The organism is Actinomadura scrupuli, assembly GCF_050971785.1.
Lineage (GTDB): Bacteria > Actinomycetota > Actinomycetes > Streptosporangiales > Streptosporangiaceae > Actinomadura_E > Actinomadura_E scrupuli.
The window spans coordinates 988,639-1,008,876 of record NZ_JBPCCU010000002.1; the positions used below are offsets into that span (position 1 = coordinate 988,639).

Below are 20,238 nucleotides of genomic sequence, written 5' to 3' on the forward strand. Positions count from 1 at the left end.
GAGCGGCCGCCCTCCGGCGCGGGGACCCGCCGGAGGGCGGCCGCCCCGCGCCGGAGGATCAGCTCACGGTGTCCAGCGAGCGCCGGAGGAACTCGACCTGCAGGTGCAGGAGGTTCTCGGCGACGACCTCCTGCGGGGTCATGTGGGTGACGCCGGACAGCGGCAGCACGGTGTGCGGGCGGCCCGCGGCCACCAGCGCCGAGGACAGCCGCAGGGTGTGGGCGGCGACCACGTTGTCGTCGGCCAGCCCGTGGATCAGCATGAGCGGCCGTTCCAGCTTGGCCGCGTCGGCGAGCAGCGAGTTGTGGACGTAGTTGTCGGGCTCCTCGTTGGGATGGCCGAGGTAGCGCTCGGTGTAGTGGGTGTCGTACAGCCGCCAGTCGGTCACCGGAGCGCCCGCCACCGCGGCGTGGAACACGTCGGGGCGGCGGAGCACCGCCAGCGCGGCCAGCCAGCCGCCGAACGACCAGCCGCGGATGCCCACCCGGCCGAGGTCGAGTGCGTCCGGGTGGCGGCGGGCGGCCTCCTCGAGCGCGGCGATCTGATCCTCCAGCACCGGTGTGACGAAGTCCCCGTGCACCGCGCGCTCCCAGGCCGGGCCGCGCGCCGGGGTGCCCCGGCCGTCCGCGATCACCACCGCGAAACCCTGGTCGGCGAGCCACTGCGCCTCGCAGTAGGCCCGCTGCACGGCCAGCACGCGCTGGGCGTGCGGCCCGCCGTAGGGATCCATCAGCACCGGCAGCCGGCCCGCGCCGGGCTGCCAGCCGGACGGCAGCAGCACGGCCGTCCGGATCTCCCGCTCGCCGGCGCGCAGCAGCTCCACCGAGGGGGTGATCACCGGGGTCTCGGCCCGCGAGGCGATCTCGGCTCCGTTGACCGTGGTGGTCACCCCGGGGCGGTCGAGCCGGGAGCCGGTCAGGACGGTGACGCCGCCGCTGCGGCGTCCGGAGAAGACCCCGGGCCCTTCGGTCAGCCGGGTGAGGCCGCCCCACCCGTCCGTGTCGTGCGGGTCCGCCTGCCCGTCGTACAGGTAGACGTGCACCTCGGTGGGCTCCTGCGAGGCGCTGAACAGCACGGTCTCGCCGTCGACGTCCAGCACGCTGCGGACCTGGAGCCCGCCCGGCGTGACGGGCGTGCCGTCCACCACCAGCCGGCGGGTGTCGGTCGCCGGGTCGTCGATGGTGCGCACCAGCGCCCCCGAGCCCGTCCGCGCGGGCACCCCGGGCACGATCTCCAGCCAGACCGGATCGGTGTCGGCGAGCTCCAGGCCGGTCTCGCCGTTCCACTGGTCCACCCGCAGCAGCCGCATCACCCGCTGGTCCCGGCTCTGCACGACGATCAGCGGTCCCCGCTCGTCCCAGTAGGCGCTGACCAGGTAGGGGAACTCGCCGCGGTCCCAGGCCACGGCGGTCCGGCTGCCGGTGGCGGCCCGGCCCTCGGCGCCCTCGGACGTCTGCGCGCCGGCGCCGTTCAGCCGCAGGATCACCAGAGAGACGTAGGCGTTGGGGGTGCCGGCGGCCGGGTAGGCGACCTCCTGCGCCGGCCGGTCCGGGTTCGCGGGGTCGGCGATGTGCCAGCGTTCCACCGGCGTCTCGTCCACCCGGGCCACCAGCAGCGCCGCGCCGTCGGGGGACCACCAGTAGCCCCGCATCCGCTGCATCTCCTCGGCCGCGATGAACTCGGCCACGCCGTAGGAGACCTGCTCGGTCTCCGGGCGGACCAGGGCCGTGTCCTCGCCGGTGGCCAGGTCGATCATGCGAAGAGCGCGACCGGAGACGTAGGCGATCCGCCGTCCGGCCGGATCGGGCCGGGGGTCGAAGGCGGGGGTCTGCGCGGTCTCCAGCGCCCGCACCGCGCCCGTCCGCAGGTCCGCCGTGAACAGCTGCCCGGCCAGCGCGAACGCGGCCAGCGAGACGCCACGGTCGGTCGCGTAGCCCACGATGCCGCCCGCCTGCTCACGGGCCCGTTCCCGTCGGGCCCGCTCGGCCGCCGGCAGGTCGCCGTCCACGGCCAGGTCGCCGGGGTCGGCGATCAGCCGCTCCGCGCCGGAGGCGGTGTCGATCGCCCACAGGCAGGTCACCGGGTCGGTGCCGCCCTTGGTGCGCAGGAAGGCGACGTACGATCCGTCCGGCGCGATCTGGAAGCCCCGCGGGACACCCAGGCTGAACCGCCGGGTGCGGGCACTTTGCTGCGGAAAGCTCATGGTCATACATATGATCCTGCCAGCCCCGGCCGGAGCGGCGGCAGGTCGCTCCCTGAAGACCTCGGATTTCCCTCGGTGTGGCACCGTGGAACGCGGTGATCGCCTGGGTAGTCTTCGCCCATGTCTACCCCCCATAGGCGCTTTCTCGGCCGTCCGATGCCCCGGGTCATCGTGCTCGGTACGGCGGGCACCGTGTCCGTGCTCGGCCTCGCCGGGCTCGGCACCGTGGGAGGAGGACCGGCGACGGTCCGGCAGGCGGCCCGCACGGCGGTCGAGCCACCGGCCCAGCGGATCTCCCAGCCCGGCTGGCGGGTCGTGGACGTCACCTCCGCGACCGGTTACCCGGAAGACCGGCTCCTGGACGTGGCCACCCTGGGCGCCGGGGAGGCGTGGGCGGTCGGCTCCACCGGCGGGGACGCCGGCGCGGCACCGCTGATCAGGCGCTGGGACGGCAACTCATGGCGGACCGTGACCGCTCCGCCGTTGCCCGGTGGTGCCCGGAGCGGAGTGCTCCGGAAGGTCGTGGCGCACTCGCCGACCGACGTGTGGATCTTCGGGGACCGGCGGGTCCCCGGTCTGATCGGCCCCTCCGGCTTCGCGCTGCACTGGAACGGCGCCAGCTGGCGCACGACCGACTTCGGCGGCGGCACCGTCACCGACGCCGTGGCCACCGGGCCCGGCGAGGTGTGGGTGGTCGGTGAGCGCTCGACCAGGACCCGTGCCCTCCTGCCCTTCGCCCGGCACTTCAACGGGCGGAGCTGGAAGAAGGCGGCCGTTCCCGGCGGTGCGTGGGCGCTCGGCGCCCGGTCGGCCAGGGACGTCTGGGCGGTGGGACAGAGCTCCGGCAGGAACCCGCACGCCACCGTCGCCCACTGGGACGGCAGGAAGTGGCGCTCGATGCCGCGGCCGCGGCCGGTGCTGCGCCGTGGCGTCCAATACCGCATCTCCGACCTGCACGTCCGCGGGGCCAGGAACGTGTGGGCCGCGCTGACGCTGACCGACACCGCCCGCGGCGGCGTTCCGGCGGGCTCACTGCTGACGCACTGGAACGGCCGGACCTGGACACAGGCGAAGCTCGGGCTGCGCAAGGACACGGTGTTCGACCTGACGCCCGACGGCCGCGGCGGCCTGTGGCTGCTGTCGTTCGTCAGCCCAGCCCGCACGGACCTCCTGCACTACGCCAAGGGCAAGATCACCCGGCAGCGGACCCCGGCCAAGCCCGGCACCACGGGCGACCTCCGGTCGGTGGCCGCCATCCCCGGCACCGGGTCGCTGTGGGCGGCCGGTGACCTGGTTCGCAGGAACCACACGGTGGCGGCCATCTACAAGTACGGTTCATAACGTATTTCGAGGGCACGTACGCTCGGAGCTCATCACGACCGACCTCTTTGTCCCCTTGTCCACCCCTTTTCATCAGGAGTCTCGATGCCGGAGCTGCAGCCGGGTGATCCGCGACGGCTGGGCTCGTACGAGCTCACCGGCCGCTTGGGGGAGGGCGGCCAGGGCGTCGTCTACTCCGCCACGGGGCCGGACGGGACCGAGGTCGCCGTCAAGCTGCTCCGGCCGGATCTCACCGAGGACGAGGCGGCGCGCAGCCGGTTCGTTCGGGAGGTGCAGTCCGCCAAGAGGGTGGCGCGGTTCTGCACGGCGCAGGTGCTGGAGGCCGATGTCGCGGGAGACCGCCCGTACATCGTGAGCGAGTACGTCCCGGGACCGTCGCTGCAGCGTCAGGTCGCCGAGGAGGGCCCGCGGACCGGCGCGGCCCTGGAGCGGCTCGCCATCGGCACCGTGACCGCGCTGGTCGCGATCCACCAGGCCGAGATCGTGCACCGCGACTTCAAGCCGCACAACGTGCTCATCGGGCCGGACGGCCCGCGAGTGATCGACTTCGGCATCGCCCGGGCCCTGGACGCCAGCTCCACCGCGGCCACCGCGACCATCGGGACACCCGCGTACATGGCGCCCGAGCAGGTGATGGGCGAGCGCATCACGGCTGCGGTCGACATCTTCGCCTGGGGCTCGGTGATGGTGTTCGCCGCCACGGGGGTCTCCCCGTTCGGGCAGGACACCATCCCCGCGGTGATCAACCGGATCCTCAACCAGGAGCCCGACCTCGGCGGGATGCCGGACGAGCTGCGCGAGCTGGTCCGGGAGTGCCTGGCCAAGGACCCGGCCGCCCGCCCCACCGCCCGTGACCTGCTGATGCGGTTGCTCGGCCAGGAGGGCGCCATGCCACCGGCTCCGGCGGCCCCGGTGGCCACGGCCCCGTTCGGGGACGCCGGCGCGGACGCGACCCGGCTGGAGACCGTCCCGCAGGCAGACGACGACGTGTCGACCGCGGTGCTGGGCCAGGGCGCGGTGCTGGCCGGCGGTGTGGCCGACGCGGGCCGCACCATGGGCGGATATCACGCCGCCGGCCAGATGACGCTGCCGCCGGTGGAGGGGTATCCCGCGCCCCCCGGCCGGCCCGGCGGCGGCAACGGCAAGACCATCGGGATCGCCGCGGCGGCCGCCGCGCTGGTGGTGGCGGTGGCGATCGGGCTGACCGCGTGGATGGCGTCCTCGTCGAAGGACCCCGGGGGGCAGACGCCCGGACCGGGTGACACGGTCGGCACCAGCCAGCAGACCGCCCCGACCGGCGAGCCGACGACGACCAGGATCACCCGCCGGACGACGTCGCAGGCACCGCAGGAACCGCCGCCCACCCCGACGCGGCCACCGGTGACCCCCACCGTCACGCCCAGCGCCAGTCACCCGGTGCCGTCGATCACTCCGAGCAACCCCGCGCCCGGTGGATCGGCCAACCCCGGTGCGGGCGAAACCAACCCGGCCGTCGGCGGCGGGCCGACCGGCGAGCCCGCCGGCGGTTGACCGCCGGTGGTTGACCGCCGGAAAACCGCCCAGATCGGGCCGCGAGGGCCGTTACGCTCGACCTCATGAGTCTGCTGGGTTCTGACCCGCGTCCGGCGAACCGCATCCTGTTCGTGCACGCCCACCCCGACGACGAGTCGATCGGGACCGGAGCGACGATGGCCAAGTACGCCGCCGCGGGCGCGCACGTCACGCTCGTCACCTGCACGCTGGGCGAGGAGGGGGAGATCATCCCCCCCGAGCTGCGCTACCTGGCGGCGGACAAGGAGGACCGGCTGGGCGAGTACCGGATCCACGAGCTGGCCGCCGCCTGCGCCGCGCTCGGCGTACGCGACCACCGGTTCCTCGGCGCGCCCGGCCGCTGGCGGGACTCCGGCATGCAGGGCGCCCCCACCAACGACGACCCGCGTGTCTTCTGGCAGGCGGACGTCGACGAGGCGGCGCGGACGCTCGCAGAGGTGATCCGGGAGGTGCGCCCGCAGGTCGTCGTGACCTATGACGCCGACGGGCTGTACGGGCACCCGGACCACATCCAGGCGCACCGGGTGACCCGGCGGGCCGTCGAGCTCGCGGGCGAGCCCTCCGAGGTGCCGGGCGAGCCCTGGACGGTGGCCAGGCTCTATGCCACCGCGCTGCCGTTCTCGGCGGTCCGGCGGGTCGTCGAGATCCCCGACGGCCCGTTCGACCGGGTCGAGGACCTCGGTTACGGGGTGCCGGACGAGCAGGTGACCACGGTCATCGACGCCGGGGACCATCTGGGCGCCAAGCTCGCGGCACTGCGCGCGCACCGCACCCAGATCGTCGTCGACGGCCAGTTCTTCGCGCTCTCCAACAACGTGGGCCAGCAGGCGCTGGGCGCGGAGTACTACACGCTGCTCGTCGGTGAGCGGGGCCCGGCCGCCGCCGACGGACGCGAGACGGATCTTTTCGCCGGTATCGAGCTATAGCCTGGTGAACTGTGGGCGACGACGTGAACGCGCAGGCCGCGCCGGGGCAAGTGCCGTACGGCCCGTATGGGCCGCCCGGCCCCGATGGCCTGGTGCCGGGGCCGGGGCCGATACGTGCACCCGGACCCGGTCCGAGGGTCGAGGCGTTCGTCACCGGCGCGGCCTACGGCGCGCTGGTCCTCGCCGGGCTGATGCTCGGCGTGATCGAGTCGTTCTCGTACTCCTGGTACGTCGGCCCGGTCCCGCTGGCCGCGATCTGGTTGAGCGTGTTCAACCTGGCGGTCTTCTACGGGGCCGGCTGGGGCATGGGCGGCAAGCTCGGTGCCGCGGTGCCGGCGTTGATGTGGCTGGCGGTCGTCGTCACGCTGGCGGTCCAGCGTCCCGAGGGCGACCTGATCGTCACCGGCACCATGGCGGGCACGATCTTCCTCTACGGCGGTGTGCTCGCCGCCGGGGCCGCGCTCCTGCTGGTGCCGTCGACCGGTGACTGGCTGCTCGGCGGGGCGGGCAGAGACCGCCGCAGGTAAGGCCGTGCGGATCGCGGTGGCTCAGCGCAGCCGGCGCCCGGCGACCACGATGCCGTCCTCGTCGCTGTAGAGCCAGTCGCCGGGGCTGAACCGCGCGCCCCCGAAGGCGACCGGGACGCCGATCTCACCGGCCCCCGCCTTTGCGCTCTTGAGCGGGTTCGAGCCGAGCGCCTTGATGCCCAGCTCGAGGGTGCGCAGGGTCGCGACGTCCCGTACGGCTCCGTTGATCACCACTCCGGCCCAGCCCTGCTCGACGGCGGAGGCGGCGATCAGATCGCCCATCAGCGCCGACGCGAGCGAGCCGCCTCCGTCGACGACCAGCACCCGGCCTTCGCCGGCGGTGTTCAGCACCTTCTTGACCAGGGCGTTGTCGCGAAGGCAGCGGATCGTGGCGATCGGGCCCGCGAAGGCGGGTCGCGAGCCGTACTGCCGGAACTGTGTCTCACAGCTCTGCAGATCGGCCTCAAAGTCGTCGACCAGGTCGGCGGTGGCGAAATCCATGCCCGTCACCGTACCGAGGTGGCCGGGGGCGGTTCGCGGCCACGGGGCGATGCCGTACGCGGGCCGGCCGGGTCCCCGGTCAGTCGCTGGGGGCGTCCGTGGGGCGGCCGATCAGGCGGGACAGCACGATCGCGGTCTTCGTCTGCACGATGTTGGACTCCCGGCGCAGCCGCTCCAGGGCCTCTTCCAGGTGCTGGATGTCACGGGTCCGCAGGTGGACGAGCGCGCTGGCGTCGCCGGTGATCGTGTAGGCGGCCACCACCTCGGGATGCGGGCGCACGCTCGCGTAGATCTCCTCCGGGGACGTCGCGCCCGTGCAGAAGATCTCGATGAACGCCTCGGTGGTCCAGCCGAGCGCGGCCGGATCGACGACGGCCGCGTAACCGTTGATGACGCCGTCATGGCGCAGCCGGTCGACACGGCGCTTGACCGCGGGCGCCGAAAGCCCCACCCGATCGCCGATCTGCGCGTAGGAGGCCCGGCCGTCCTTGAGCAGCTGTGCAACGATCTGGCGGTCTATATCGTCAAGACGCAACAAATACCTCCTTTGAAGTGAGCAATCGACATTGGTGATGCCTTCACCCTGAATCTACGCTTGATCTGAGCCGTCGACCACTGTCCGGCCCCCATACCGGCAAGGAGCCCCGTGACGCGATCCCAGGACCTGCGTGCCCTCTCCGAGGAGCACAGCGCCCACAACTACCACCCCCTGCCCATCGTCATCGCCGAAGCCGACGGTGCCTGGGTGACCGACGTCGAGGGCAGGCGTTATCTGGACATGCTGGCGGCGTACTCGGCGGTCAACTTCGGCCACGGCAACCCGCGGCTCGTGGACGCCGCCAGGCGTCAGCTGGACAAGGTCACGCTGGTCAGCCGGGCCTTCGACCACGAGCAGTTCGGCCCCTTCGTGCAGGAACTGGCCCTGCTCTGCGGCAAGGACATGGTCCTGCCGATGAACACCGGCGCCGAGGCGGTCGAGACGGCGCTCAAGACCGCCCGCAAGTGGGGCTACGACGTCAAGGGCGTACCGGCCGACCAGGCGAACATCATCACCTTCGAGGGCAACTTCCACGGCCGTACCACCACGATCGTCAGCTTCTCCACCGACCCGGACGCCAAGAACGCCTTCGGCCCTTACACCCCCGGATTCCGTACGGTTCCGTACGGGGACATCGCCGCGCTGCGGGCGTCCGTCGACGACGCCACGGTCGGCGTGCTCATCGAGCCCATCCAGGGCGAGGCGGGGATCAACGTGCCGCCGAGCGGTTTCCTGACCCAGGTCCGCGAGCTGTGCACCGCCGAGAACGTCCTCATGATCGCCGATGAGATCCAGTCGGGGCTGGGCCGTACCGGCACGACGTTCGCGGTCGAGCACGAAGGCGTCGTGCCCGATGTGTACGTCCTCGGCAAGGCGCTCGGCGGCGGCATCATGCCGGTCTCCGCCGTGGTCGCCGACCGCGACGTGCTCGGGGTCTTCCAGCCGGGTCAGCACGGCTCGACCTTCGGCGGCAACCCGCTGGCCTGCGCCGTCGCCCGCGAGGTCATCGCGATGCTGAACTCCGGGGAGTTCCAGGAACGTTCCCGGACGCTGGGCGCCCACATGCACGAGCGGCTCGGTGCCCTGCCGCCCGACCTCGTCAAGGAGGTGCGCGGCCGGGGCCTCTGGGCCGGCATCGAGCTGTACGGCAGGGCCCGGCCGGTCAGCGAGCGGCTCATGGAGCTGGGTGTGCTCGCCAAGGAGACGCACGAGACCACGATCCGGCTGGCGCCGCCGCTGGTCATCAGCCGCGAGGACCTGGACTGGGCCCTCGACCAGCTGGAGATCGCGCTCAAAGGCTGACCGTCGTGACCGGCCCGTCCGTGCCCTCGCGGGGACGGGCGGGCCGGCGAGCCGTCGGACCGGCGAGCCGACGGGTCACGACCGGCGGACAGAGGGGACCTCACCACAACGGCGTGGTGGGGTCTTCTGTCATGACAAGACGTGCGTGGCAGGACGTGCGTGACAGGACATTGCCGCCGAAGTGGTGGAGCGTTATAGTCCATCTGGATTAGTCCGGATAGACCAAGACGGTGGGGCCGAAGCGGCAGACCGGAACGGGGGTGGCCCGGTGGCCCGGTCGCTCACACCTCTGGCGCTCGCCGTGCTGCATCTGCTCGACGAGCAGCCCATGCATCCGTACGAGATGCAGCAGGTGATCAAGGTGCGCTACATCGACCACGTGGTCAAGGTCGCCCACGGCTCGCTCTACCACACGGTCGAGCGGCTGGCGGTCTCCGGGCTCATCGAGCCGGTGGAGACCAGCCGCTCGGGCCGCCGGCCCGAGCGCACCGTCTACGCCATCACCGACGAAGGGCGTGACCAGGCCGCCGATCGGCTCTGCGAGCTGATCGCCCGTCCGGCGCGGGAGTTCCCCGGTTTCAAGGCGGCGCTCGCCTTCGCCACCACGCTCTCGCCCCGCAAGATGAGCGAACTGCTCGCCCGGCGCTGCGTCGCCCTCGAGGTGCACCTCGCCACCCATACGACGCTCATCGACACGCTCACCAAGCAGGGCCTGCCCCGGATCAACCTGATCGAGGTGGAGCACGTCGTGTCGCAGTGCCGCGCGGAACTCGACTACGTGCGCGCCCTGCAGGAGGACATCGACGGTGGGCGGCTCACCTGGACGCCCGGAGTGGCGAAGAGGATCATCACGGCACCACTCACGGAGGAACAGCCATGAAGAGATGGCATGGAAACCAATGGGCGATCCTGCTGACGCTCTCGCTCGGCTTCTTCATGACCCTGCTGGACCTGACGATCGTCAACATCGCCATCCCCAGCATGATCGACAAGTTGCACGCCTCGCTCGACCAGGTGCTGTGGGTGATGAACGCCTACATTCTGATCCTCGCCGTACTGCTGATCACCTGCGGCAGGCTGGGTGACCTGCGCGGGCCCCGTACGCTCTTCGTCGCCGGGGTGGCGGTGTTCACCGTCGCCAGCCTGCTGTGCGGCATCTCGCAGACCCCCGCCGAGCTCATCGGTGCCCGGGTGATCCAGGGCCTGGGCGCGGCGCTGCTGCTGCCGCAGACGATGACGCTCATCATCTCCACCTTCCCCGCCGACCGGCGCGGCGCCGCCATGGGTGTCTGGGGCGCCGTCGCCGGGGTCGCCACGATCGCCGGGCCGACCGTGGGCGGCCTGCTGGTCACCGCGCTGGACTGGCGGTGGATCTTCTTCGTCAACCTGCCCGTCGGCCTGCTGGTGCTCGTCATGGCCATCAAGATCATCCCGGATGTCCGCCCCGGGCGGCGGCACAAGCTCGATCTGGGCGGGGTGTCGATCGCCACGGCCGCGCTGTTCTGCCTGGTCTTCGGCCTGACCGAGGGCCAGCGGTACGAGTGGAACGTTGCGATCTGGAGTCTGCTCGGGGCCGGCGTGCTGCTGCTCGTGGTGTTCGTTTTGCACCAGCGCTCCCGGCAGGACAACGAGCCCCTGGTGCCCTTCGCGCTGTTCCGCGACCGCAACTTCACCGTGATGAACTTCGTCGCCGCGGCCGTGTCGGTCGGCATGATCGGGATCTTCCTGCCGATGACGATCTACCTCCAGTCCGTGCAGGGCTACTCCGCGCTCAAGGCCGGCCTGGTCATGGCGCCCGCCTCGCTGGTGTCGATGTTCCTCGCCCCGGTGGCGGGCCGGCTGTCGGACAAGATCGGCGGCAAGTACATCCTGATGGGCGGGCTGACCCTGTACGGGCTCGGGACCGCCTGGATCATCGCGATCGCCGACGTGGGGACGGACTGGACGGCGTTCCTGGCCCCGTTCATCGTCACCGGCATCGGCATCGGCGGGGTCTTCGCCCCGATGGCCACCGTGGCCATGCGCAACGTCGAGCCGAGGATGGCCGGTGCGGCGTCCGGGTTCATGAACACCATCCGTCAGGTCGGCTCGGTCATCGGCAGCGCCGCGGTCGGCGCCGTCATGCAGAGCCGGCTGGCGAGCGCGCTCAAGGACGAGGCGGCCACCCGGGCGGGCGGGCTGCCGGCCCCCTACCGGGGTCAGTTCGTGGAGGGCTTCCAGCACGCGGCCAAGGGTGGCCTGGAGGTGGGCGCCGGTCAGACGGGCATCGCCCAGCATCTGCCGGCGAACGTGCCGGCCGGAGTGGCCGCGCAGCTTCACCGGCTCGCCGGAGAGGTCTTCAGCCATGGATTCGTCCAGGCGATGAAGCCGACCATGGGCCTCCCGGTGCTGGTGGTCCTGATCGGCGCCGCCGCCTGCCTGGGGATCGCCCGCCGGCCGGCCGGCGGCGACGGCGCCCCCGGCAGCGCCGAGGCCGCCGAGGCCGCACTGCCCGGCTGACGACGGAACGTGCCCGTCCGGGCGGCCCGACCACGCGATCGCACCATAGGCCGCCGAAGGCGTGTAAAACCGCCGCCTCGGGGGAGGGGCAGAGAGCTGCCTTTCCCCCGAGGTGATCGCGATGTACACGCAGGTTCTCGACCCGGTGGCCCATTCACTCGCCTGGAGCTCCCTGGTGGCGGCGTTGCCACTGCTGGTGCTCTTCCTCCTGCTCGGCGCGCTGCGGATGCGGGCGTGGACCGCCTCGTTGATCGCTCTCGCGGTGGCCCTCTTGATCGCGATAGCGGTGTACGGGATGCCGGTCGGCCAGGCGCTGCTCGCCGGATCCGAGGGCGCGGCCTTCGGGTTCTTCCCCATCCTGTGGATCGTCATCAATGCCATCTGGGTCTACAACATCACCGTCGCGACCGGGCACTTCGACGTGCTGCGGCGGTCGTTCACCCAGGTCAGTGACGACCAGCGGATCCAGGCGATCATCATCGCGTTCTCGTTCGGCGCCCTGATCGAGGCTCTCGCCGGGTTCGGCACCCCGGTCGCGGTCACCTCGGTCATGCTCCTCGCCCTGGGCTTCCGGCCGCTCAAGGCCGCGGTGCTCGCCCTCACCGCCAACACCGCGCCGGTGGCGTTCGGCGCGATGGCCACCCCGATCATCACCCTCGGGAAGGTCACCGGCATCCCGACCGACACGCTCGGCTCGATGGTGGGACGCCAGACGCCGATCCTGGCCGTGTTCGTCCCGCTGGTCCTGGTGGTCATCGTGGACGGGCGGCGCGGGCTGCGGCAGACCTGGCCCGCCGCTCTGGTGTGCGGCCTCGCCTTCGCCGTCGCGCAGTACCTCACGTCGAACTTCGTGTCCGTGCCGCTGACCGACGTGGTCGCCGCGCTGGTCTCCGCGGCCGCGGTCGTACTGCTCGTACGGATGTGGCGCCCCCGGGAGTCCTACACCGAGGCCGCGCCGGTCGTCGCGGGTGGAGCCGCGGACGAGCCGACCCCGGAGTTCGCCGACCGGGTCGCCCACCCCGACGCGCGCGCGGAGGTCGTCCGGGCGTACGCGCCGTACGCCATCATCATCGGGGTCTTCGTGCTCGGTCAGATCTCCGTCGTCAAGGAGGCGCTCGACCGGGTGACCCAGACCTTCCACTGGCCGGGGCTGCACCTGTTCAACGTCAAGGGCAAGCCGCTGACCCTGCCGACGTTCACCCTGAACCTGCTGACCACGCCGGGCACCCAGATGCTGATCGCCGGGCTGCTGACCATGCTCGCGCTGCGGGTCGGCGTGGGGCGGGCGCTACGGGCCTACGGGGTGACGCTGGCGCAGCTGCGCTGGGCGATCCTCACCGTCATGGCCGTCCTCGCCCTGGCGTTCGTGATGAACGCCTCCGGGCAGACGATCACGCTGGGCACCTGGGTGGCCGGAGCCGGCGGTGCCTTCGCGATCCTGTCGCCGATCCTGGGCTGGCTCGGGGTCGCCGTGACAGGCTCCGACACCTCCTCCAACTCGCTGTTCGGCGCCCTGCAGATCACGGCCGCCGACAAGGCCGGGCTGTCGCCGGTGCTGCTGGCCGCGTCCAACAGCTCCGGCGGCGTACTGGGCAAGATGATCTCCCCGCAGAACCTCGCCATCGCCGCCGCCGCCGTCGGCCTCGACGGCAAGGAGGGCGACATCTTCCGCCGGGTGGTCCTGTGGAGCCTGATCTTCCTCGCGGGGATGTGCCTGCTCGCCGGCCTCCAGGCGACCGGGGTGCTCTCCTGGATGGTGCCGTAGCCACCCGAGGGCCGCCAGGTGAGCGGCGTGACCGACCGGGCGAACCGCGCGCCGGATCTTGACTCTGTGCTCGGCTGGCCATGGCGACGCGCCTTCTCGAGACCGTCGACGATGCCCGCGACCTTGTCGCGGTAAGAGCACGTTCGGGTCTCGGCCTCGCCGGACACCTTTTCTCGTCTACCAAGGCTCAGTAAACTCGCGTGCTGCAACGCCCCACTCTCGGCTGATTGTTCAGGGAGCGCGATGCGCGTCCGGTTTGAACGTCCGGTAGGTGGGCTCGCGCTGGTCGCACTGTCGGCGGCGCTGCTCACAGGTTGTGGCGCGGCAAAGACCGGCGATGGCACGTTCCACCCGAGCGGCGGCGACACCGCGACGTCCGAAGTCGACCCGGCGGCCTCCTCGCCGTCCGCTCCCGCGCCGAGCGCGATGACGACCCCGGACTACACCAAGGCGGTCCTGGACGGGTACCGCGCCTACCAGGCCGCGTACCAGCGCGCCTACGAGGCGGGCGACCCCTCCGAGCTCGACGGCGTCGCGACGAATCCGCTGCTCGCCGCCGTCACGAAGGACGTCCGGCAGACCATCGGGCGCCGACTGGTCTACCGGTTCGCGCTCCAGCTGAACCCGCGGGTACAGACCTGGCGGGCCGACCGGACCGAGGCAGTGGTCATCGACTGCGTGCGGACCGTCAACTGGTACGCCTTCTCCGTCAGGACCGGCAAACGGATCGCCTCAGGAAGCAACAAACCCACCACCAGGCTCTCCCGGTACGCAATGCGGTACGACCCCGGCTCTCGGACGTGGAGGGCCTACACCCAGGAAGGGGGGTCCAAGTGCTGAGCAGGCTTCGTCGTTCTGGCAGGTCCGCCAACGTGATCCTCGCGGCGTTCCTCGCCGCCGTCATGAGCTGCACGGTCCTGCTCGCGCAGGGACGGGCCGGAGCCGCTCCCTGTGATCTCCCGCTCGGCTGTGGGGAGCCGCCGCCGGATATCAGCCCCATCGACGACTGCCTCGACCCGGCACTGTGCGGGAACCCCGGCCAGCAGCCCCCGGCGGGGGGCGGCGCGGTCCCGGTCGGCGACCCGCCTCCGGATCCGGCGGTGCTGGCCGCCGAGGCGCGGGCCGGATACCCCCTGCCCCCGGTCGTGGTGCACACGGCGCCCGGTGGCAACGGCACGGGCACCACCTACGCCAAGCTGCTGACCTACCTGTGGCTGAACGGCTGGGTGACCCCACAGCCGCAGACGCGCTCGCAGGGAGGGATAACGGTCCAGGTCACCGCCGTCCCCTACACGGCGAAGTGGAAGCTCGTGGAAACGCGGAAGAACTGCAACGGCCCGGGGTCGCGGACCAGTGCGAGCTGCAGCTACACCTACAAGAAGGCGTCGCCGAAGGGCGGACATCAGCCCTATTCGATCAGCGCCACCATCTACTTCAGGGTGAGATGGGCCTGCACGGCAGGTTGCGCGGGGGGTGCGCCGATGGACGACCTCGCCAACCCCTCCGCGCCCTACGCGCTGACGGTCGGTGAGATCCAGGCCGTGTCACGCAATTAGTCCCGCTCCGACCGAAGGGTGGACAGTGCCTCGCTTGGCGGCTCGTACCTCGATTGTCGTCTGTCTGGTCCTCGCCGGGCTCACCTCGGCCGGATGCGGTGGCGATGCGTCGCCGAAGAAGTCGAAGAGCGCGAGTTCCGCGTCGGCAGGGGTCTCGTCGCCGACGTCACCGCCTCCGCACTTCACATCGCAGCAGGTTCTGCGCGGTCTCCTCAAGGCCAAGGACATCGGCCCGCGCTTCAAGCAGACCATCATCGGAACCCGCGCCCTCCTGGAGGGCAAGGCGCTCATGTGCTCGCAGTCCGGGGTCAAACTCCCCGGGAAGCCGGAGACGGGTCTGCGGCAGTACACCGCCAGCGTCCGGGTTTCGAATGACATGTACTACTCCCAGTTCATCGCCCTGTACCCGGACCAGAAACAGGCCGACGGCGCGTTCGCGGCGCTCAAGGCCGCCGCGACGGCGTGCCCGCCGAAGCAGCACGTCGCCTCCCGGAAGGACTCCACCACCAACGCGACCCTCTTCGCGCACGACGACACATGGACCCTCGCCCCGCAGGACGTCGTGCAGAACTGGACGCATCTGCACGGCTGGGAACGAGGGGTGTTCCACACCCATCCCAAGAAGGACGACATCATCTTCTACTCCTACGACTATTCCGTCCGGGGGAACCTCGTCATCGTGACCCTCTACTCCGAGCGGACCGTCCCGAAGGACTCGGGCGACGCGATCTCCAAGCGGGCGTCCACGGTTCTCTCGAAGCAGTTGAAGGCGCTCGGCTGACCCTGCCCCCGCGATCATTCGACCCACCAACAGGGCCGACCCGGCCGGCCCTGTGATTCCGTCCCCGAACGATCTGCAAAAGGTCCGATACCTGTGACTGATGCGCCTACGGCCTGGCGGGTGCCGGGCTATGTGGAGGAGCGGGAACTGGGAGCCGGGGCCCAGGGGCGCGTGGTGCTGGCCGTGGACGAGCACTCCGGCGAGGAGGTGGCGATCAAGTACCTTGCCGCGGACCTGCTCTCCTCGCCCTTCCACCTGCAGATGTTCGCCAGAGAGGCCGAGCTGCTGCGGCGGGTGACCAATCCACATGTGGCCAGGCTGCACTCGTTCATCCAGGGACCGGACGGTGCGGCCATCGTCATGGAGGCCATCGACGGGGCCTCCCTCCGGGCGGTGCTGGCCGAGCGCAGTGGCATGCCGCTCACGCCCGAGGAAGCCCTGGTCACGTTGAAGGGCTCGTTGCTCGGTCTCACCGCCGCCCATGCGGTGGGTGTCGTACATCGCGATTACAAGCCGGCCAACGTCGTGGTCCAGCCGGACGGCAGCAGCAAGCTCATCGACTTCGGCATCTCGGTCCTGTACGGGGAGAGCAGCCGGGCCGGCACCCCGGCGTACATGTCGCCCGAGCAGTGGCGTGGAGATCCGGCCTCGCCGGCCACGGACGTCTACGCCGCCGCGTGCGTCTTCTACGAGTGCGTCACCGGCAGCAAGCCCTTCCGGAGCGTGCACAGCGAGACCCTGATGGCGGAGCACACCAGCGTGCCCGTGCCGGTGGAGACGGTGCCGGAGTCGCTCCGGCCGCTCGTCCGGCACGGGATGGCCAAGGACCCGGCCGAGCGTCCGGCCGGCGCGGCGGACTTCCTCGCCGAGCTGGAAGAGGTCGCCTCCCTGGGCTACGGGCCGGACTGGGAGCGGATCGGCCTGGCCGCGATGGGCTCCGGACTCGCGGCCGTCGCCACGGCCGCCAGCACGGCGGCGGTCGCCTCCGCCGTGCTCGGTCACGGCGCGGCGGCCGGTACGGTGGCGCACGCCACCGGCTCGACGGCCGCCGCTCACACCGCCGCCCACGCAGGGCAGCAGGCCGCCCATACCGTGGCCGGCAAGGGAGCGCTGGCCAAGGTCGGTGGGGCCAAGGGCGCGGCGGGCATCGCCGGTGGCGTGGCCGTGGCCACGGTCGCCACGGTGCTGGTGCTCAACGGCCAGAGCGATCCGCCCGCGCTGTCGTACGCCCAGGCACGGCGGGTGCTGACCTCGTATCTGGCCACGGTCGACCGGGCCTACGCGGCCCTCGACGGCGATCTGCTGGCGCGGGCCGATGCGGAACCCTTCCTCGGGGTGGAGCGCGCCGCGCTCACCTGGGCTCGCACGTACCACCAGCCCGCGCCCACGGGCGCGGTCTGGCGCAACCCCACGTTCTGGATACCCAGGATCCACGGCGGCAGGCAGCGGTGGTTCGCGGCGATGGCGGGCACGGGCAGCGGAAAGGGCATACCCGGTCTGACGATCATCTTTGCCGGGCAACGGGCCGGCTGGCGCGCGGTCATGGCGTCCTACCCGCCCGACGGCCGCCAGCGGTACCCGCGCGTCACCCTCGACCAGCAGGGTTACGCCACCGAGGTGCGGCCCGACGACACGCACTACCGGATCCCGCCCGGCGGGCTCTCGGAGCGGCTCACCGCGGACCAGAACGCCGCCCTGCGCAACGGCGGCAAGCTCCCCGCGGGCTCTCCCTTCTCGGAGGGGCGCTGCACGTCCCAGTTGGCGAAGAAGGTGTTGGACGGGCGGGCGAGCGCCGCGAAGTTCGGGTGGGCCGCGAAGGACGTCAGTTTCGCGTTCCCCACCCCCGTCTTCGCGTTGAAGGCGTCGACCGGGGCGATCGTCTGGCTGACGCAGCGGAGGACGTCCCGCCTGGTCCAGACCAGGAGCGGGACGAACGACTACTACCGCCCCACGTTCCCGGGATCCGAGAAGGTGGCCGCCGTCCATTTCCGCCACTCGATGGACCTCGACATGCTCGCGCAGGCGGCCGCCGTGGATCCGCCCGGCCGCACCGGACGTGTCGACGTGATCCACTGCGACAACTGGCTGCGCGACTTCAGCGGCACCTGACCTCACGGGCCCTGACCTCACGGCACCTGACTTCACGGGCCCCGACTTTTACCGGCTTGGACTCGACTACCGGCTCGGGCTCGACCGTCCGTCGCGTAGCGCCTGCTCCGGACGTACCACGGGGCTGGTTGCGGGACGATGGACGCATGGCAGACCGGATCCGTTTGACCGATGACCACTTCCAGCCGCTCGACCTGGAGGAGGTGCTCGACGCGGCCTACGAGGACGGCGACGAGGAGGCGGTCCTGGCGCTGATGGAGCGGGCGCTGTCCGATCCGCGCGCCGAGGGCGACCCGGAGCTGGCGGTCTACCTGGAAGAGCTCGCCGACCTGTACGTCGAGGCCGCCCGGTACGACGAGGCCATCGCCACCGAGCACCGGATCCTCGACCTGGACCTCGACGCGGCCGACCGGACCCGCGGCTTCCTGCGCATCGCCGGATTCCACGCGCGGGCCGGCCGGGATGACGAGGCCATGCGGGTGGTGCGGTCGGTGCTGGGCGAGGAGGACGCCAAGTCCGTCACGGACCGCGAGTTCAACGTGTACGCCGACGCGGCGCGCACCGTCGGTGAGTTCATCGGGGACACGCGGACGGCCGTGGGCTGGCTCGAGACGGCGATCACAGAGGCCATGACGGCCGGGCTGCGTCCCGCCCGCTTCATGTTCCTCGACCAGGTGCGCCGGCGGCTGGTCACGGCGTCCGACCCCGGGTTCGACGCGGCGGTCGAGGAGTACGCGGAGCAGGCACGGCAGGCCGCCGCGGCCCGGGCCCCGGCCGCCGTGCAGGTGCGGGTTCCGTACTTCCCGGCGGCGGACTTCGCCGAGGCCGGCCGGAGCGAACTGCTGGGCGGAACCCACGAGGACCACCGGCGGGAGGTGGAACGGTCACTGCGCGGCTCCGTCGGCCGTGGCGGAGCCGCCCCGGGGATCGCCCTCATCGAGGTGCCGGGCCTGCTGGCCTTCGCCGAAGAGCAGGGGCACGACCCCGCCCAGCGGGAGACCTGGCAGGCCTACGCCGAGGGTGACGGGATCACGCTGGTGAAGTGGCCGCCCGGCCGTAACGAGGACTGCTGGTGCGGGTCGGGACGCAAGTACAAGAAGTGCTGCGGGGCCCCGACCTTCGCCCCGCCCGCGGACCCGGCCGGCTGATCTGGCCGGCTGATCTGGCCCGCTGATCCGATCCTGTCGGCCCGGGCACAGGTCCGCCGGAGCAACACCGGAGCCAGGGTCAGGCCGGAGTCGTGGTCTCGGTCTGGATCTCGCCGACCGACAGCCGGGTACGGCCGGTGGCGGGCAGTGGTCCTCCCGAACCGGCGGCCGTGTCGCAGGAGCCGGTACAGGTCCACTCGACGGTGTAGAAGACCGTCGCGGTCAGTTCGTACCCGCCGCCCGGCACGTGCGCCGAGGAGCGCCGGTAGGTGTAGCCACAGCCGGGCGTCGCACCGGGCCGGTAGGGCTCGCCCGGCCCGGCGCACTCGACCCGCATCTCGCCGGTGTGCCAGGCCACCCTGGTCGGCCGTGCGATCAGGGTGACCCGCTGGCCGGGCACCGCCGCGCCAGCCGTGTACGGATGCCAGAGGCGGCGGTCGATCCACAGGAAGGTGCGCAGGCCGATCCAGGTCCGGGCGGACGGGCTGGTGTGCGGCCGGGGTACGGGCAAGGCGATCCGGTCCATCGCCATCGCCGCGAGGTCCGCCGTGCGGACGAGCGGCGCGACCTCGACCGATCCGGGCAGGTTCAGGCACTCCTGGGCACCGCCGAGCGCGGAGCAGTCCGGCAGGGCGAGGTCGGGGGCCGCAGCCGGCCGGCCACCCCCGGACGGGCCGTGTGGACGGCCGCCGGAGTGCGCCGTGGAGCCGGGGTGCCCGACCGAGATGAGGCACTCCCAGCCGCCGCCGTCGGAGCAGTGCGGCCCGGCCCGCCAAGATCTGCCGGAGAGGGGCCCGGCCGCCGCGGGCCCGGCGAGTACGGCCGGCAGGGTGAGTGTGACCGACAGCGTGAGCAGCAGGACGAGAGCGACCAGGCCGCCCCGCATGGCCGGGCGGCGGGGGGACCGGGAGGAGAGGGTCAGCATCGCGAGTCCGCGGGGACCCTGGTCTGCGCCACCTTCCAGACACCGCCGTCCAGCGTCAGCAGCGCCCGCAACCTTCTCGGCGTGGGAGTGGGCTCCGGGATCGCGCCCGTACGGGTGCCGCTGCGTACCCGGTAGGTCCACAGGCCCCCGGTGACGACGCAGTCCACCACCACCGCGGTGCCGGGCCGGAGCAGCGCGATCCGGGGATTCACAGCGTCGTGCCCGCGCCGGACGATGCCCTGCCGGGCCTGCCGCCGCACCGTCTCGGTCAGCTGTCGCGCGGCCAGGCCGGTGGCGACCTCCGGGATGTGCTGTGGATCGTTGGTGGCCAGCGCGTCGTGGAAGACCTCGTGGAACCGGCGGTACTGGCCGAGCACCGACCGGGCGTCCGAAGACCGCGCGGTCGCGGCCTCGGCGGTGACCGGCGGGCCGTCGAGGGGGGCGGCGCCCGCGGGCCGGAACCGCCCGGCGGTGCCCGACGTGGTGGCGCACGCGGCCGGCAGGAACGCCAGCGCGGCGAACCCCGCTGCGGTGCGGACCCGGCGGTCTTGGCTGTTCATTGGCCC

18 protein-coding genes are annotated in these 20,238 nt (G+C 71.9%); 13 read left to right on the forward strand and 5 right to left on the reverse strand.

Annotation, left to right across the window (positions count from 1 at the left end):
* Positions 1 to 58 precede the first annotated feature (58 nt).
* Positions 59 to 2,209, reverse strand: coding sequence for a S9 family peptidase (locus tag ACRYCC_RS12250; RefSeq protein WP_433811344.1), 2,151 nt, complete (start codon positions 2,207 to 2,209; stop codon positions 59 to 61).
* A 114-nt stretch (positions 2,210 to 2,323) separates the two neighbouring features.
* Here ACRYCC_RS12250 and ACRYCC_RS12255 point away from each other — a divergent pair, with 114 nt between their 5' ends.
* The 4 genes from ACRYCC_RS12255 (at position 2,324) to ACRYCC_RS12270 (ending at position 6,548) form a co-directional block, all read left to right on the forward strand.
* Positions 2,324 to 3,544: a hypothetical protein gene (locus tag ACRYCC_RS12255; protein WP_433811346.1), complete on the forward strand. Its 1,221-nt coding sequence runs from the start codon at positions 2,324 to 2,326 to the stop codon at positions 3,542 to 3,544.
* 84 nt (positions 3,545 to 3,628) lie between these two features.
* The gene (locus ACRYCC_RS12260; RefSeq protein WP_433811348.1) at positions 3,629 to 5,074 is read left to right on the forward strand and encodes a serine/threonine-protein kinase; all 1,446 of its coding nucleotides are present in this window, start codon (positions 3,629 to 3,631) and stop codon (positions 5,072 to 5,074) included.
* Positions 5,075 to 5,139: 65 nt separating this feature from the next.
* On the forward strand, positions 5,140 to 6,021 hold the full coding sequence (mshB, locus tag ACRYCC_RS12265) for an N-acetyl-1-D-myo-inositol-2-amino-2-deoxy-alpha-D-glucopyranoside deacetylase (RefSeq protein WP_433811350.1): 882 nt from the start codon (positions 5,140 to 5,142) through the stop codon (positions 6,019 to 6,021).
* A gap of 11 nt (positions 6,022 to 6,032) precedes the next feature.
* Positions 6,033 to 6,548, forward strand: a complete 516-nt coding sequence (locus ACRYCC_RS12270; RefSeq protein WP_433811352.1) for a DUF6113 family protein — start codon at positions 6,033 to 6,035, stop codon at positions 6,546 to 6,548.
* 21 nt (positions 6,549 to 6,569) lie between these two features.
* Here the strand turns inward: ACRYCC_RS12270 and rraA are convergent, their stop codons facing one another.
* A complete protein-coding gene (gene rraA / locus ACRYCC_RS12275; RefSeq protein WP_433811354.1) occupies positions 6,570 to 7,049 on the reverse strand; it encodes a ribonuclease E activity regulator RraA in 480 nt (159 codons plus the stop codon).
* A gap of 79 nt (positions 7,050 to 7,128) precedes the next feature.
* Positions 7,129 to 7,584, reverse strand: a complete 456-nt coding sequence (locus ACRYCC_RS12280) for an Lrp/AsnC family transcriptional regulator (protein ID WP_433811356.1) — start codon at positions 7,582 to 7,584, stop codon at positions 7,129 to 7,131.
* 111 nt (positions 7,585 to 7,695) lie between these two features.
* Between ACRYCC_RS12280 and rocD the strand changes: the two genes are divergently transcribed.
* From rocD to ACRYCC_RS12325, 9 genes are all read left to right on the forward strand, one after another.
* Positions 7,696 to 8,889, forward strand: coding sequence for an ornithine--oxo-acid transaminase (gene rocD / locus ACRYCC_RS12285; protein WP_433811358.1), 1,194 nt, complete (start codon positions 7,696 to 7,698; stop codon positions 8,887 to 8,889).
* 268 nt (positions 8,890 to 9,157) lie between these two features.
* The gene (locus tag ACRYCC_RS12290) at positions 9,158 to 9,769 is read left to right on the forward strand and encodes a PadR family transcriptional regulator (protein WP_433811360.1); all 612 of its coding nucleotides are present in this window, start codon (positions 9,158 to 9,160) and stop codon (positions 9,767 to 9,769) included.
* Positions 9,766 to 11,388 (forward strand): MDR family MFS transporter, encoded by a 1,623-nt coding sequence (locus ACRYCC_RS12295; RefSeq protein WP_433811362.1) that lies wholly within the window; start codon positions 9,766 to 9,768, stop codon positions 11,386 to 11,388. Before ACRYCC_RS12290 ends, ACRYCC_RS12295 begins: the two co-directional genes overlap by 4 nt.
* A gap of 121 nt (positions 11,389 to 11,509) precedes the next feature.
* Complete coding sequence (locus tag ACRYCC_RS12300) at positions 11,510 to 13,153, forward strand: L-lactate permease (protein WP_433811364.1); 1,644 nt, start codon at positions 11,510 to 11,512, stop codon at positions 13,151 to 13,153.
* A gap of 243 nt (positions 13,154 to 13,396) precedes the next feature.
* Positions 13,397 to 13,993, forward strand: a complete 597-nt coding sequence (locus ACRYCC_RS12305; protein WP_433811366.1) for a hypothetical protein — start codon at positions 13,397 to 13,399, stop codon at positions 13,991 to 13,993.
* Positions 13,987 to 14,709 (forward strand): hypothetical protein, encoded by a 723-nt coding sequence (locus ACRYCC_RS12310; RefSeq protein ID WP_433811368.1) that lies wholly within the window; start codon positions 13,987 to 13,989, stop codon positions 14,707 to 14,709. The genes ACRYCC_RS12305 and ACRYCC_RS12310 overlap by 7 nt, the downstream gene beginning before the upstream one ends.
* A gap of 34 nt (positions 14,710 to 14,743) precedes the next feature.
* Positions 14,744 to 15,490, forward strand: coding sequence for a hypothetical protein (locus ACRYCC_RS12315; RefSeq protein ID WP_433811370.1), 747 nt, complete (start codon positions 14,744 to 14,746; stop codon positions 15,488 to 15,490).
* A 93-nt stretch (positions 15,491 to 15,583) separates the two neighbouring features.
* Positions 15,584 to 17,599, forward strand: coding sequence for a protein kinase domain-containing protein (locus ACRYCC_RS12320; protein ID WP_433811372.1), 2,016 nt, complete (start codon positions 15,584 to 15,586; stop codon positions 17,597 to 17,599).
* A 146-nt stretch (positions 17,600 to 17,745) separates the two neighbouring features.
* Positions 17,746 to 18,747, forward strand: a complete 1,002-nt coding sequence (locus tag ACRYCC_RS12325; protein WP_433811374.1) for an SEC-C metal-binding domain-containing protein — start codon at positions 17,746 to 17,748, stop codon at positions 18,745 to 18,747.
* 79 nt (positions 18,748 to 18,826) lie between these two features.
* On the opposite strand, the gene ACRYCC_RS12330 is transcribed toward ACRYCC_RS12325, so the two are convergent.
* Both ACRYCC_RS12330 and ACRYCC_RS12335 read right to left on the reverse strand, forming a co-directional pair.
* Positions 18,827 to 19,672, reverse strand: coding sequence for a hypothetical protein (locus tag ACRYCC_RS12330; RefSeq protein ID WP_433811376.1), 846 nt, complete (start codon positions 19,670 to 19,672; stop codon positions 18,827 to 18,829).
* Positions 19,666 to 20,232: a hypothetical protein gene (locus ACRYCC_RS12335; RefSeq protein ID WP_433811378.1), complete on the reverse strand. Its 567-nt coding sequence runs from the start codon at positions 20,230 to 20,232 to the stop codon at positions 19,666 to 19,668. Before ACRYCC_RS12335 ends, ACRYCC_RS12330 begins: the two co-directional genes overlap by 7 nt.
* Positions 20,233 to 20,238: the final 6 nt, after the last annotated feature.